Source organism: Kribbella polygonati (assembly GCF_050320105.1).
Lineage (GTDB): Bacteria > Actinomycetota > Actinomycetes > Propionibacteriales > Kribbellaceae > Kribbella.
In genome coordinates, this window is sequence record NZ_CP190129.1 from 6916660 (window position 1) to 6931150 (window position 14491).

A 14491-nucleotide genomic window follows, 5' to 3' on the forward strand; every position below is an offset into this window, starting at 1 on the left:
TGGGCGTCACGGACTCGCCGGGCCGCGGTACGACGCGCGTCGTACCGGCCGGATGCGGGAAGGCGGTCGCGGGCACGGGCCCATCTTCTCAGGCGACCGAGGCAGGGAACCAAAACCTCGGCGGCCGGCCCGGAGTCGTTTTCACACCGGTATGGACTGAATCCTTTCAACGAGGTCTTGACACCCTCCCGGGCCGTACGTAGCGTCCCGCGTGACAAAAGTAACAGGCTTCGACGGTTACTTCACATCCTTGGCCGGTATCTCGGCGCTCAGGAGGAACCATGGCACTCGATCGGTCCGTCAGCCGTAGGCGGCTCCTGCAGTTGGCCGGCGGGGCCACCGTCGCCACCGCGCTCGGCGGCACGCTGGCGGCGTGCGGCGGCAGCAGCGGCGGTACGTCGTCCGGCGGCACGCTGAAGGTGATCGGCGTCGGCGACCAGGAGCCGGGCCTGCGCAAGGTGCTCGACTCGTACAAGGCGGCACACTCGGGCTTCGACTTCAACCTGTCGTTCGCGCCGGCGGACCAGGTGCAGACGGCGCTGCGGACCCAGCTCGCGGGCGGCAACGCACCCGACGTACATGTGGTCTATCCAGGCAGCGGTAGCGCGATGTCGATGGTCCAGCTCAGCAAGGCCGGGCTGCTCGCGGACCTCAGCAGCCAGTCGTGGACGCAGAAGGTGCCGGCCGGGTTCAAGGGCGCGTTCCAGAACGACGGCAAGACGTACATCTACTCGCCCGGCTCCAGCATGCTCGGCGCGATCTACAACAAGAAGGCGTTCGCGACCGCGGGCGTCGAGCCGCCGACCACGTGGTCCGAGCTGCTCGCGGTCTGCGAGAAGCTGAAGGGCAAGGGCATCGTGCCGATCGCCCTCGGCGCGCAGACCCCGTGGATCACCCAGCTGATCCCGTACGCGCTGGTGCCCGGCACGGTCTACGCGAAGACGCCGGACTTCGACGACAAGATGAGCGCGGGCCAGGCGACGTTCGCCGACTCCGGCTGGGTCGACGCGATGAACAAGTACCTCGAACTGCAGAAGAAGGGGTACTTCAACGACAACCCGAACGGTACGACGTACGAGCAGGCCACCTCGATGGTCGCCACCGGCAAGGCCGCGATGGCCGTCCAGGTGTCCGCCGTACTGTCGGCCTTCCGGGCCGCGGCGCCGGCACCGGACGACCTGTCGATGTTCCCGTTCCCGTCCACGGATGTTGCCGCCGACAACTGGATCCCGGCCGGCGTGGTGGTCGGCATCGCGGTCAGCGCGAAGAGCAAGAAGGCCGACGACGCGAAGAGCTTCCTCGACTACTGCGGCCAGCAGGACAACCTGAACGCCTGGGCCGAGGCCGTCTCCTGCGTCCCACTCTTCGGCGACGCCAAGGTCGACCCCGCCCTGACCTCGTTCCTCCCGCTCCTGAAGGCGAACAAGGCCGTCCCCTTCATGGACCAACGCTGGCCGAACGCCGAAGTACAACCAACCCACTTCGCCGTCGTCCAGCAACTCCTCGGCGGCAAAACCACCGTCCGGGACGCCCTGAAGAAGATGGACGACGCATACAAGAAGGGCGCATGAGAGGACGAATTGCGCCGCCGTGGTGGTTTGCGGTGCCGGCTGTGCTGGTTTATGCGTTGGTGGTTCTGTATCCGAGTATTGCCGGGGCGGGGTCGGCGTTCACGGACTGGTCGGGGGTGGGGAGTGCGAAAGCATTCGTTGGGGTGGCCAACTTCAAGCAGTTGGTGCGGGACGACCAGGCGTTGGGGGCGTTGCGGAACACGCTGCTGCTGACGGTGGCGATCGTCGTGGTGCAGAACGGGATCGGGCTGTTGCTCGCGCTCGGGGTGCATACGCGGATCCGGAGCCGGATGGTGCTGCGGCTGGTGTTCTTCGCGCCGGTTGTGGTGAGTCCGGTGATGGTGTCGTTCCTGTGGAAGTTCGTCTACAATCCGGCGCCGGACGCGGGGCTGAACGCCGCGCTCGGAGCGGTTGGGCTCGGTGGGTTGCGGCAGGACTGGCTGGGTGATCCGTCGCTCGCGCTCTGGTCGGTCGCGTTCACCGTGATCTGGCAGTGCGCCGGGTACTCGATGGTGATCTTCCTCGCCGGCCTCGAGGGCGTCCCGGCCGAGCTGCACGAGTCGGCGATGGTCGACGGTGCGGGGACGGTCGCGCGGTTCCGGCACATCACCTGGCCGTTGCTCGCGCCGGCCGTGACGATCAACGTCATGCTGTCGACGGTCGGCGGGCTGACGTTGTTCACGCAGATCATCGCGATGACGAACGGCGGGCCGGGGTACGCCACCGACACGTTGTCGACGGTGCTGTACAAGCAGGCGTTCGTCTACGGGAAGTTCGGCTACAGCACCGCAGTCGCGCTGGTGCTCGCGATCTTCGTCGCGGCCGTCACGTTCCTGCAGATCGGGTACCTGAGGTCGAGGGAGACGACGGCATGAAGTACCGCCCACGGACGTTCCTGCTCGAGGTCGTGATGATCGTGGTCGCGATCGCGTTCCTCTTCCCGGTGTACGTACTGGTGACGCTGGCCTTCAAGGACCCGCAGCAGATCGCGAACAAGCCGCTCGGGCTGCCGTCACCGCCGAGCGTCGGCAGTTTCGGCGAGGCGTGGCGCGAGGCGGCACTCGGATCGGCGTTGCTGAACAGCACCCTGATCACGGTGGCCAGCGTCGTACTGCTGATCGCGGCCGGCTCGCTCGCGGCGTATTTTCTCGCCCGTACGGCGACCCGCCTGAGCTACGGGCTCTACATCCTGTTCCTGGTCGGGATCATCCTGCCGTTCCAGCTCGGGATGATCCCGCTGTACAAGCTGGTCGACGACCTCGGTCTGCTCGGGACGTACCAAGGGATGATCCTGTTCTACACCGGCATCCAGCTGCCCTTCACCGTGTTCCTCTACACGGGCTTCATCCGCTCACTGCCGGCCGACTACACGAACGCAGCACTGATCGACGGAGCGTCACATCTGCAGGCGTTCATGCACGTGATCTTCCCGCTGCTGCGACCGATCACCGGCACGGTGCTGATCCTGAACGCGGTGCAGATCTGGAACGACTTCTTCACGCCGCTGCTGTACCTGGGCGGCTCCGGCCACGAGACGGTCCCGGTCCGGGTGTTTGCCTTCGTCAACCAATACACCTCGAACTACGGCCTGGTCGCGGCCGGCCTGATCCTGGCCGCGCTCCCGATCCTGCTGCTGTTCCTGATCCTGCAGCGGTACGTCATCCGCGGCTTCGCGTCAGGCCTCAAAGGTTGATGTAACGCGGACCCTCCCAGTCCCGATAGACGAGCAGGTGCGCCGTGGCGTCGATGGAGCACACTGGGAGGGTTCCGTCGACGCTGTACGGCGCACCTTGACGTCAGTAGACCTCGATGCGGTCCAGGCTGATGACCGCGCTGGTGGAGGCCGGGTTCTTGTCGCCGGTGACGCGGACGCGGACCGTGTGCGGGCCGGACGGCAGCGTCGGGCTGATGTACATGAGCTGTTCGCCGACGCGGATCGAGCTGTAGTAGTCGATGCGCTGCTCCGGACCGCCGTCGACCGAGATCGCGGCGATGCCGTTGCCGGTGTCGGCCACGCTCAGCAGCGCGACGCGGGTGCCGGTGAAGCTGATCGTGGCGGTCGCGTTCGGCTCCCAGCTCCAGTGGTCGTTGCCCCAGAAGCACTGGTTGCCGCAGCCCGACCCAGAGCTCCACGCGCCGGTGTAGGCGACCGCGGTGTCGGTGTCGTTGATCCAGTAGTTCGACGAACCCGGGTCACCCGACGGCAGGTTCTGGGTCGCGCCGGCGGCCAGTGGGCGGCCGAGGTTCGGCGTACCGTCCGCGTTCCAGGTGATCTTCTGGATCCGCGTGGTGCGGAATGAATACGTATACACGCTGGTGTTCTTGCCGTGGTACGCGATCCAGTCCTCGGTGCCGTCCGGCGACTTGAAGAACGAGTGGTGCCCGGGACCCCAGACGCCGGTGTCGTCGTTGCGGGCGAAGATGGGGCCGGCGTGCTGAACCCAGTTCGACGCGACCATCGGGTCGGCGCCGTTCGCGATGCTCTTCATCCACAGCTGGTAGTCCGGCTTGCCGGTGTCGCAGGTCGAGTAGGTCAGGAACGTGCGCGTCGCGCCGTACAGCGGCGTCGGGCCCTCGCGGACCTCGCTGCACCCGCCGTCGGCCGGGATCGCGACCCGGTCGCCGGTCGACGTCCACGGGTTGCTCATCCGGACGATGTACAGCTGCGCCGGGCCGCCCTGGCCGCGGCCCGGGCCGGTCCAGACGAAGTACTGCTGCCCGTTGATCGTGAACGGCTCGCCGTCGATCGCGTACTCGCCGAAGTCGGCGATCTTCGCCTTGAAGCTGTACGGCCCGAGCGGGTCGTCGCCGGCCGACTCCAGGACGTACATCCGGTGGTTGGCGTCCACGCCGTCGGAGGCCGTGTAGTAGATGTACCAGCGGCCGCCGACGTGCCGGAACGCCGGCGCCCACATCTGCGTGTTCCGGCTGGTGTCGGAGTCCCGCCAGACGACGTGCTCGGGCTGCACGAGCAGCGTCGCGGCACTGGTGGACGACCAGATCCCGATCCGGTCGCCGCGGGTGGTCGCGACGTAGTACTTGCCGTTGTAGAACATCATCGACGGATCGGCCGACGGGTTGATCGGGTTGCGGAACGTCTGCGACGTCACGGCCTTCTCCTGGATCTCGGCCGCCGGTGCGGTCGGCGCGAGTACGCCGATCAGAAGCAGGGCGGCGACGGCAACACGGAGCAGTCTCATGGGCGGGCACCTTTCGAAACCTGGGGGGCGGACCGGTCTCGATCTCGGTTGTACCGGCTACTTCCAACGTTGTAAACCCTCTACACAGGAACCACCGCTCCGGAGCCGGCGTCGTACCGCACATGAAGCTCAAGGTGCGGGTCGTGCACTACCGGCACGACTGCTGGTACGCCGACATCGACGACGCCGAGGACCGGCAGCCGGACGACCCGTTCTGGTACGCCGACTGCCGCACGCAGGCCGAGGCCATCACGCTCGCCTGCTCCGAACTCGCCGCCCTGGACGCAGCCGGCGCCGTACCGTGCCGCCTGAGCGAAACCCCCGCGCAAGTCGCCTGACCCGAACACCCTGTAACGCACCGCCACGGTCACTGGATGTAACCCCCGAGGGGGGAACTCAACCATGGCTACTTTCAACTCGCCACCGGACTGGCCGGCACCGCCGACCCCGGACTGGCAACCACCACCCGGCTGGAAGCCGGATCCTTCGTGGCCGGCCGCGCCGGCCGGCTGGGCGTTCTGGCTGAACGCGCAGGGGGCACGGGCCCGCGGACCACGCGGACGGTACGGCGCGGAATCGCCCACGAAGCTGATCGCCGGATGGAGCGCCGGAGCGGCCGCGTTCGTCGTCGTACTGGCGGCGATCGGCGGTAACAGCAACGACCCGGCGACCGGTGCCGCGTCACCAGGCACAACGGCGGCAGGCCCGACCGTCACCGTGCCCGGGCCGACCGTCACCGAAGCGGGTCCGACCGTCACCGAGACCGTTCCGGGGCCGACGGCAACGGTCACGCAGGCACCGCTGCCGGCACAGATCGTGACGGTGGCGCCGACCACTCGCACGACCCGCACGACGGCGCCCGTGCCGCTCGCGCAAACGACCCGGACCACGTCGACGCCCAAGAGGACGAGCGCGCCGACCACGAGCAGCGTCTATTACAAGAACTGCGCGGCCGTCCGCGCGGCAGGCAAAGCTCCGCTGTATCGCGGCCAGCCTGGTTACGCTGCGCACCTGGATCGTGACGGAGACGGTGTGGCCTGCGAGACGTAGCCGAGGGCAACAGTCTTGTGGATAACCACCGCAGGGCTGTGGATATGTGGCTGATTGCTGTGCACAACTGCCACTCAACCTGTGGATAGCCGGTGCGAATGCACGTGCAGTCCGGCTGGTGAGAGAACGGTTGCCGAGGGGTTGTTTCGGTGGTGGGATGAGGCCGTGCACCGGATGAAACTTTACGAAGATTTGTCCGTGACATCCGGTGCGTCGGATCGTTGATCCGTCAGGTATGGATCGACGGCAGCGGATCGCTGTTCACTCGGAGGGACCCGCTATGCACAAGTTCAACTCACCGCCCGACTGGCCCGAGCCGCCGAGCGACGGCTGGCGTCCGCCGGTCGGCTGGCAGCCCGACCCGGCCTGGCCCGCGGCCCCGAAGGGCTGGCGATTCTGGCTGAACCGCAACGGCCGGCACAGCAGCGGCCCGATCGGTGCGTACGGCGCCGTCGACGCCGGCCGCCTCGAGCTCGCGACCGTCGACCCGGGCCTGCTCCTGATGCATTCCTGACCGTTCCTGATCGACCCGCAAGAACCTTCGGCTCCCGTGCGCCTCGGCGTCCGGGGGCCGACTTGTGTCCGCCTTCGGCCAGAGGGCTGGCGTACTCTTATCGCGATCTGGTGTTATGTTATCAGCGCAGATAACACTCACTCTGGAGGCGGTACGTGGGCTGGATCGGGCTCGACCTCGGCACGCAAAGTGTGCGGGGCGTGCTGGCCGATGCCAAGGGGCAGGTGCTGTCCCGGGCGGTGCGACCGCTCACCAGTCACCGCGACGGCGTCCGGCACGAGCAGGATCCGCGGGAGTGGCTGACCGCCGTCGACGCGGTCCTCGCCGAGATCGGCACCCGCGACGTCGACGGTATCGCCATCTGCTCCACCTCCGGCACCTTCCTGCTCACCGACAGCTCCGGCCGGCCGGTCACCCCGGCCCTGATGTACGACGACGCCCGCGCGGCCGCGCGCCGCGAGCAGATCGTCAACGCGGACCCGGATCGCTGGGCGACCAGCATGCAGCCGACCTGGGCACTCCCGAAGATCCTCGACCTGGATCTCACCGGCCGCCGTGTGGCGCACAGTGCCGACTTCGTCGCGGCCCATCTGGTCGGCCACCCGGTCGCGACCGATACCAGCCACGCGCTCAAGACCGGCTACGACCTGGTCGCCGAGTCCTGGCCGGCCGCCGCGTTCGGCAAACTCGGCCTGCCGCTCGACGCCTTCCCCGACGTCGTCCGCCCCGGCGCCGAGCTCGGCCGCACCTCCGACGGCATCCCGGTCTACGCCGGCATGACCGATGGCTGCGCCGCCCAGATCGCCGCTGGTGCGCTCGCCCCCGGCGCCTGGAACTCGGTCCTCGGTACGACTCTGGTCCTCAAGGGCGTCAGCGCCGACCTGATTACCGACCCGACCGGCGCGGTCTACAGCCACCGCCATCCGGACGGCGGTTGGCTCCCCGGCGGCGCCTCCAGCTCCGGCGCCGGCGTACTCACCGAACTCCTGCCCGGCGCGGACCTCGACGCTCTCGATCACGCGGCGTACCCGGTCGATGCTGTCGTCTACCCGCTCACCACGACCGGTGAGCGGTTCCCGTTCGTGGCGCCGCAGGCGGAGCGGTTCACGCTCGGGAGCACGCCGGACGAGGTGTATACGTATTCAGCCATACTGCAAGGGGTCGCGTTCGTCGAGCGGCTCGCGTTCGAGCACCTGGAGCGGCTCGGCGCGGAACCGGTTCGGTCGGTGTCGCTCACCGGCGGCGCGACCCGCGGCGCATACTGGAACCAGTTGCGCGCCGACGTTCTCGGCGTACCGGTGGAACTTCCGGCCGTCCCGGATCCGGCGTACGGGATGGCGATCCTCGCCGCGTCGGGTGGTACGGATCTTGCCGGTACGGCGCGCCGGATGGTGCGGGTGGACCGGGTGCTCGAGCCGCGCGGGGAACGGCTCGACGATCTGTACGGCGAATTCGTCGCGGAGCTCGACCGCCGGGGGTACCGGGGATGAGGACGACGATCGTGCTGGCCCGCCACGGCCGGACCGAATGGCACCACGGCAACCGGTACACCGGGTCCACGGATCTCCCGATCGACGAGGTCGGCGTCCAGCAGGCGCAGCTCCTCAAGGACTGGGCGCTCGACTACGCACCGGACGTGTTGTGGTGTTCGCCGATGCTCCGGGCGCGGCAGACCATCGCGCCGCTCGCGGAAGCCTTGCACCTCGAGCCGACCCTCGACGCCCGGTTGCGGGAGGTCGACTTCGGTGCCGCCGAGGGGAAGATGCTCGGCGAGCTGCCGCCCGCGGTCGGCAAGGCGTTCGAGCTCGACCCGGTGCGCGACCACTTCCCGGGCGGCGAGGATCCGGTCGCGGCGGCTGACCGGGTACGCGAGGTCTTCGACGAGATCGCGCGCCGGCACCAGGGGCAGAAGGTGTTCGCGGTCGCGCACAACACGCTGATCCGGCTGCTCGTCTGCAGGGTCCTGGGGCTTCGGCTGAACGACTACCGCAGACTGCTACCTGCGCTCGGTCCCGCGGCGCTGGTGCGTTTCCGGTGGCAGGACGGCACAGTGGGTCTCGAGGCGTACAACGTTCCTCCTCTACGTTTGGAGACCCTGGCATGACATCGGATGTCGACGGCGACACCGCCGAGCTCAGCCGTCCCGCGCGCCGCCAGGCCGAGATCGCGGCGTACGTCGTGAAGCACGGCTCGGTGTCGGCGAACGACCTGGTCGAGGCGTTCGGCGTGAGCGTGATGACCGTGCACCGCGACCTGGACGAGCTGGAGCGGCAGGGCGTGGTGCGCAAGTACCGCGGCGGCGTCAGCGCGCAGCCGACGAGTGTCTTCGAGAGCAACGTCGCGTACCGGCTGAACACGGCGCACGCGGAGAAGCTCGCGATCGCCCGGCACGCGCGGACGATGATCGAGCCGGGGATGTCCGTGATGCTCGACGACTCGACCAGCGCGCTGGCGCTGGTGGACCTCTTCGAGGGCATCACACCGTTGACCGTGGCAACGAACTTCCTGCCGGCGATCACCAAGCTGGCGCAGCTCCGCGACATCACGCTGCTCGCGCTCGGTGGGATCTACTCGGCGACCCACGACTCGTTCGGCGGCATGCCGTGCGCGGAGGCGGTCGAGGCGCTGCACACCGATCTGCTGTTCTGCTCGGTCTCCGCGGTGTCGCCGACGCACGCGTTCCACCAGGAGGAGGAGATCGTGCTGGTGAAGCGCGCGATGCTGCGCTCGGCGAAGACCAAGGTCCTGATGGTCGACCACGGCAAGCTGCAACGCACCGCCCTGCACCGACTGGCCCCGCTGGACGAGTTCGACATCGTGATCGTCGACGAGAAGACCCCGAAGAACCTGATCGACGCACTGCGCGACCACGGCGCGACCGTGGAGGTCGCCGAACTGTGAACGCTCCGCCTCAGGTGTCCTTCGGCGCTTGCGGCGCCCAGGCACGCACCTCGCGGCACGCACCTGGACACCGCAATCACTCGAAGTACACCTGAGACGGAGCGTTAAGGAGGGGACTTCATGGACGTCGGCGTCGACGTAGGCACCACCGTCACGAAGGCCGTCGCGTTCGACGACACCGGCCGCCCACTGGCTGAGGCCTCGCGACCAACCCGTCTGTTGCACCGCAGTACTGGGCGCTTCGAACACGAGACAGCCGAGGTAGTTGCTTCGGTCAACGAGGTGGTACGTGAGCTCGCGGCTTCCGTCGGTACGAGGCCTGGCGTACTGGCGATCACCGCGCAAGGCGACGGCCTGTGGCTCGTCGACGCGGCAGGTACGTCGGTGCGCCCGGCGATCTCCTGGCTGGACGCGCGGAGCAGCCCGATCCTCGAGCGATGGACCGCCGACGGGGTCTCGGAACACGTGTTCCGGCGTTCCGGCAACCGGATGTTCCCCGGGGCTTCCGGACCTTTGCTCGCGGCGGTGCTCGCGGAGGAGCCGGAGGTGGTCGAGGCGGCGGGTACGGCGGCGTACTGCAAGGACGTGGTGATGCAGGCGTTGACCGGCGTACGGGCGACGGATGTTTCCGATGCGTCGGCCCCGTTCCTCGATCCCAGGACCGGGGAGTATGACGAAGAGGCGCTGACAGCCACAGGGCTGGCGGGGGTGCGGCACCTGCTGGCGCCCGTGGAGGCGGCCGGGCCGGTTGGGGAGTTGCGGAACGACGCGAGTGGGATGGCGGCGGGAACGCGGGTTTCCGCGGGACCGTACGACCTGCCGGCGGCGGCCGCGGGGGCCGGTGTGACCGAGGTGGGCGACGCGTTGCTGACTGTCGGTACAACGTTGGCCTGCCAGGTCGTCACGCGCGACCTCCCCGTCGACGGCGAGCCCGCCGGCCTGTTCCTCGGTACCTGGACGCCCGGCGTCTGGCTGCGCGCGATGCCGGCGATGGTCGGTACGGCGGCACTCGACCGGGTGCTCGCACTCGTTGGTGTGACCACCGATCAACTCCCGCAGCTGTTGGCGGACAGCAAACCCGGCGCGGCCGGCGTGACAGTACTGCCGTACTTGTCGGAGGCCGGCGAGCGCGCCCCGTTCGTCGACACTCGCGCCCGCGGCTCGATCGACGGCGTCTCGCTCGCGACGACGACGGCCGACCTGGTTCGCGCTACCTGTGAGGGCATCGCGTACGCCGGCCGGCACTGCCTCGAGGCGGCCGGCTGGACCGGTCGTGTCACGGTGTGCGGCGGTGGCGCCCGGAGCGGTGAGTGGACCCAGATCCTCGCCGACGTACTGAACGCACCACTGCACACCGCCGAGGCCGAGCAGGTCGCCGCCCGCGGTGCGGTGATCTGTGCCCGGCGCGCGGCGGACCCGGACAGTGCCGGCGCGGAGTGGATCGCCGAGACCCGCCAGGTCGACCCGGACCCGGCTCGCGCCTCCTTCTATGCCGAGGGTTACGCCCACTACCTCCGCCGGATCGAGGCGGCCCGCCCGCGCTGGTCCGACCCCGCACCAACGTTCACAGGAGATCGATGAGAACCGTCAAGACGCTGCTCGCCGGCGACCACTTCGTCCGCAACGACCTGCTCGCCGCGGCGCTTCGGACGATCCCGGACGTCGCGTTCGACTTCCGGGAGGTCACGCTGCCCTGGCCGCTGACGCCGTACGGGCGGGTGGCCGAGGTGGACGAGGCGAGTGACGTGGAAGACCAGCTGATCGAAGCGCTGGCCGGTGTCGAGCTCGCCGTCACGCAGATGGGGCCGTTCACCGAACGCGTACTGGCCGCCGCGCCGGACCTCCGGTATCTGGTCGTCTGCCGTGGCGGCCCCGTGAACGTGAACGTCGCCGCTGCAGCACAACGGGGGATCGCGGTCGCGGCGACGCCCGGCCGGAACGCGGTCGCGGCCGCGGAACACGCGGTCGCGTTGATGATGGGTGCCCTGCGCAACCTTCCCCGACTGCAACGAACCCTGGAGCAGGGCGAGTGGCGCTCCGACCTCTACGCGTACGACGAGTGCGGCAGCGAGCTCGACGGCTCGACCGTCGGCCTGATCGGGTACGGCGCGATCGGCCGGCGGGTCGCCCGCGTGATGCTCGCGTTCGGCGCCCACGTCCTGGTCTCGGACCCGTACGTCGAGCAGGCACCGGACGGCATCGAACTCGTCGATCTCCACGAGTTGCTCCGCCGCTCCGACGTCGTCAGCCTGCATGCACGCCTCACGGATCAGACCCGAGGCATGATCGGCGCCGAACAACTCGCGGCGATGCGGCACGGCGCCGTACTCGTGAACACTGCGCGCGGTGGGCTGCTCGACTACGACGCGACCGTGGACGCATTGAAGTCGGGACAGCTGGGCGCCGCGGCGTTCGACGTGTTCCCCGCCGAACCGCTGCCCGAGGGATCGCGACTGCTCACGGCACCGAACATCGTCATGACCCCACACCTGGCCGGCGCCACCCGACAGACCGCCCAACGCGCCGCCTCCATCGCCACCACCGCGGTCGCCGCCTTCCTCGACGGAAAGGACCCGGCGGGACTGGTCCGCGCGTAAGGCGGGCACAGGCTACTACCTGGACCGAACTGCGCCCGAAGTTCAACGTTGGCGCCGGGTTCATCCCGTCCGAGGTGGCGTCCAGGCTGGCCACCGGCGGCGGTGAGGTCGGGATGCTCCAGAACATCTTCGACGAAAGAAGCTGATCGGCGAGCAGCCGAACTACGGGGTCGCGATCGCGCCGTTGCAGAACGTGCAGATCTACACCGGGCTGCAGCGGATCTACGCCGACAACGCGAAGCCGCAGCAGGTGTTCGGGTCGGTCGCGAAGCGGCTGAGCGCGATCGGCGACGAGGTCAGACGACAGTACGAGGAGAAGGTGCTGTGATCATCACCGGCCACCGGGGCGCGCTCGGGACCGAACCGGAGAACACGCTGCGCTCGTTCCGGCGGGCGGTCGCGGACGGCTGCGACGAGATCGAGCTCGACCTGCGGGTGAGCGCGGACGGGGAACTCGTCGTCATGCACGACGCGACGGTCGACCGGACGACGTCCGGGGTGGGGGAGGTCTCCTCGCTGACGCTGGCTGAGCTGCGGGCGCTGGATGCGGGTCGTGGCGAGCGGATCCCCACGTGGGCGGAGACGGTCGCCGCGGTCGACGTACGGATCCAGGCCGAGGTGAAGGCGGAGGCCGCCGTACCGCTCCTCGCCCAGTCGCTGAAGGCCGATCCCGCGTTGGCGGCTCGGACCATCGTCACGTCGTTCCATCCCGGGATCCTGGTCGCGGTCCGGGAGCTGTTCCCGGACGTGGAGACCGGCCACATCTTCGGCCGCACACCACCCGCCGCCGAGCTCATCCGCCGCACCCACGCCGCCGGCGCCACCTGGTCCCTGTGCGGCATCACCGACCTCACCCCCACCACCGTCACCGCCCTCCACACCGCCGGCCTCTCCGTCACCGCCTGGCCCGTCCCCGACCCCACCACCCTCACCCAAGCCCACTCCCTCACCGTCGACGGCATAACCACCGACAACCCCCACCTCCTAACCACCCCCTGAGCCCTCACCGCGCCCCAGGCCCTCACCGCGCCCCGGGTCCTCACCGCGCCCCGGGTCCTCACCGCGCCCCGGGTCCTCACCGCGCCCCGGGTCCTCACCGCCTGCTGAGTCCTCACCGCGCCCCGGGTCCTCACCGCGCCCCGGGTCCTCACCGCGCCCCGGGTCCTCACCGCCTGCTGAGTCCTCACCGCGCCCCGGGTCCTCACCGCCTGCTGAGTCCTCACCGCGCCCCGGGTCCTCACCGCCTGCTGAGTCCTCACCGCGCCCCGGGTCCTCACCGCCTGCTGAGTCCTCACCGCGCCCCGGGTCCTCACCGCCTGCTGAGTCCTCACCGCGCCCCGGGTCCTCACCGCCTGCTGAGTCCTCACCGCGCCCCGGGCCCTCACCGCCTGCTGAGTCCTCACCGCGCCCCGGGTCCTCACCGCCTGCTGAGTCCTCACCGCGCCCCGAGCCCTCACCACGCCCCGAGCCCTCACCGCGCCCCGAGTCCCACCGTGCCTTGAGACCGGACCGCCAGCCCCTCACAACCCGCGCCTTCCGCCGCCCTCCCCGCGGAGACCTCGCCGCGGCACCCGATTGTGATGGCCTGCCGATCCGGCCACCGCGGACCTCCGCCACTCACCAACCACCGCGCCCCCACCCCCGCCGCCTCACCCACGGTGCACCACACCCCGGCAACCCGCCTTGCTGAGTCCCGCAGGTCCGCCCGCCCCGGCACCCGCATCCCACGAACCACAGCGCCAACACCCCGCTGCCCACAGAGCCGCCACCCGCCGCAGGACTAGCCCGGTCCGATATCGCCCCCCTTGCGGGGGCAGACCCGTGTGTTCCAGCGCCGCCACCCACTCCCTCAGCCGGGGCGACGTCGCCGGGCCTGGTCGCGGCCGCCGACCCGGCAGCCGCTCCCGCCTCACCGTGCCTCCCACCGTGCCCGTCGCCAGACTCGTGCCGACGCCGGACTCCTTCTCGCCCCGGGGGCGGCGTCGTCGGGCTCGCATGTTCCGCATCGGATGTCTGTCTCAGCCGGGGGCGGCGTGGCCGGGCCTGGTCCGTCTCGCCGTGCCTCACCGCGCCCGCATCACGCCCTCCTGCGCCGAAGGACACTGCGCGACCAGCTGGCGAAGTCGCCGGCGGCGTCGTTGGGCTCGGGTCCTGCCTCGGCCGCCTCCCTCAGCCGGGGCGACATCGCCGGCCCTGGTCCCGCCTCACCGCGCCCGTCGCCAGGCTCGTACCGTCGCTGGACTCCTCGCCGCCGAAGGCGAGGTCGTCGGGTTAGGTTTCCGCATTGGCCGCCCGCCGCCGAGGGGCGGCGTCGCCGGGCCTGGTCCCCCTGACCGTGCCCGCAAGCTGCCTGCACCGTGCCCGTCGCCAGGCCCGTTCCGTAGCCGGACTCCCTCCCACCGCCGGGGCGTCGTTTGGGCCGGGTGTTCCGGTTCGGGTGCCTCTCTCCGCCGGGGGCGGCGTGGGCGGGCCTGGTCCCGTCTTGCCGTGCCTCACCGCGCCCGCATCGTGCCCGTCGCCGGACGCCCACCCGCGCCGAAGGCGGCGTCGTTGGGCTCGGACCAGGTTCGACCGCTGGTACACGCCGACCGCGGGGTGTCCTGCCCCGGCCGCCCCCTCAGCCGGGGCGGCGCCGCCGGCCTGGACCCGCCTCACCGC

Annotated in this window: 14 protein-coding genes; 13 read left to right on the forward strand and 1 reads right to left on the reverse strand. The window is 69.8% G+C overall.

From position 1 onward, the window contains the following. Positions 1-281: 281 nt before the first annotated feature. The 3 genes from ACQHIV_RS32980 (at position 282) to ACQHIV_RS32990 (ending at position 3264) form a co-directional block, all read left to right on the forward strand. Positions 282-1571, forward strand: coding sequence for an ABC transporter substrate-binding protein (locus tag ACQHIV_RS32980; protein WP_427887892.1), 1290 nt, complete (start codon positions 282-284; stop codon positions 1569-1571). Positions 1572-1714: 143 nt separating this feature from the next. Continuing rightward, positions 1715-2446: a carbohydrate ABC transporter permease gene (locus ACQHIV_RS32985; protein ID WP_427887894.1), complete on the forward strand. Its 732-nt coding sequence runs from the start codon at positions 1715-1717 to the stop codon at positions 2444-2446. Next, positions 2443-3264, forward strand: coding sequence for a carbohydrate ABC transporter permease (locus ACQHIV_RS32990; protein WP_427887895.1), 822 nt, complete (start codon positions 2443-2445; stop codon positions 3262-3264). Before ACQHIV_RS32985 ends, ACQHIV_RS32990 begins: the two co-directional genes overlap by 4 nt. Positions 3265-3367: 103 nt before the next feature. On the opposite strand, the gene ACQHIV_RS32995 is transcribed toward ACQHIV_RS32990, so the two are convergent. Continuing rightward, positions 3368-4771 (reverse strand): family 43 glycosylhydrolase, encoded by a 1404-nt coding sequence (locus ACQHIV_RS32995; protein WP_427887896.1) that lies wholly within the window; start codon positions 4769-4771, stop codon positions 3368-3370. A gap of 122 nt (positions 4772-4893) precedes the next feature. Here ACQHIV_RS32995 and ACQHIV_RS33000 point away from each other — a divergent pair, with 122 nt between their 5' ends. The 10 genes from ACQHIV_RS33000 to ACQHIV_RS33045 all read left to right on the forward strand — a co-directional run bounded on the left by ACQHIV_RS33000 (position 4894) and on the right by ACQHIV_RS33045 (position 12832). Further along, on the forward strand, positions 4894-5109 hold the full coding sequence (locus ACQHIV_RS33000; protein ID WP_427887898.1) for a hypothetical protein: 216 nt from the start codon (positions 4894-4896) through the stop codon (positions 5107-5109). 64 nt (positions 5110-5173) lie between these two features. Next, on the forward strand, positions 5174-5821 hold the full coding sequence (locus ACQHIV_RS33005; RefSeq protein ID WP_427887900.1) for an excalibur calcium-binding domain-containing protein: 648 nt from the start codon (positions 5174-5176) through the stop codon (positions 5819-5821). A gap of 280 nt (positions 5822-6101) precedes the next feature. After that, entirely contained in the window at positions 6102-6335 is a 234-nt protein-coding gene (locus tag ACQHIV_RS33010) for a hypothetical protein (RefSeq protein ID WP_427887902.1), read from the forward strand. A 155-nt stretch (positions 6336-6490) separates the two neighbouring features. Next, complete coding sequence (locus tag ACQHIV_RS33015) at positions 6491-7825, forward strand: FGGY-family carbohydrate kinase (protein ID WP_427887904.1); 1335 nt, start codon at positions 6491-6493, stop codon at positions 7823-7825. Beyond that, a complete protein-coding gene (locus ACQHIV_RS33020; protein ID WP_427887906.1) occupies positions 7822-8439 on the forward strand; it encodes a histidine phosphatase family protein in 618 nt (205 codons plus the stop codon). Before ACQHIV_RS33015 ends, ACQHIV_RS33020 begins: the two co-directional genes overlap by 4 nt. Further along, complete coding sequence (locus ACQHIV_RS33025; protein ID WP_427887908.1) at positions 8436-9236, forward strand: DeoR/GlpR family DNA-binding transcription regulator; 801 nt, start codon at positions 8436-8438, stop codon at positions 9234-9236. The genes ACQHIV_RS33020 and ACQHIV_RS33025 overlap by 4 nt, the downstream gene beginning before the upstream one ends. 120 nt (positions 9237-9356) lie before the next feature. Beyond that, positions 9357-10817, forward strand: a complete 1461-nt coding sequence (locus tag ACQHIV_RS33030) for an FGGY family carbohydrate kinase (RefSeq protein WP_427887910.1) — start codon at positions 9357-9359, stop codon at positions 10815-10817. After that, the gene (locus ACQHIV_RS33035; RefSeq protein WP_427887911.1) at positions 10814-11833 is read left to right on the forward strand and encodes a 2-hydroxyacid dehydrogenase; all 1020 of its coding nucleotides are present in this window, start codon (positions 10814-10816) and stop codon (positions 11831-11833) included. The genes ACQHIV_RS33030 and ACQHIV_RS33035 overlap by 4 nt, the downstream gene beginning before the upstream one ends. A 184-nt stretch (positions 11834-12017) precedes the next feature. Next, positions 12018-12161, forward strand: coding sequence for a hypothetical protein (locus ACQHIV_RS33040; protein ID WP_427887913.1), 144 nt, complete (start codon positions 12018-12020; stop codon positions 12159-12161). Continuing rightward, entirely contained in the window at positions 12158-12832 is a 675-nt protein-coding gene (locus tag ACQHIV_RS33045; protein WP_427887914.1) for a glycerophosphodiester phosphodiesterase, read from the forward strand. Before ACQHIV_RS33040 ends, ACQHIV_RS33045 begins: the two co-directional genes overlap by 4 nt. The last annotated feature ends 1659 nt before the right edge of the window (positions 12833-14491 follow it).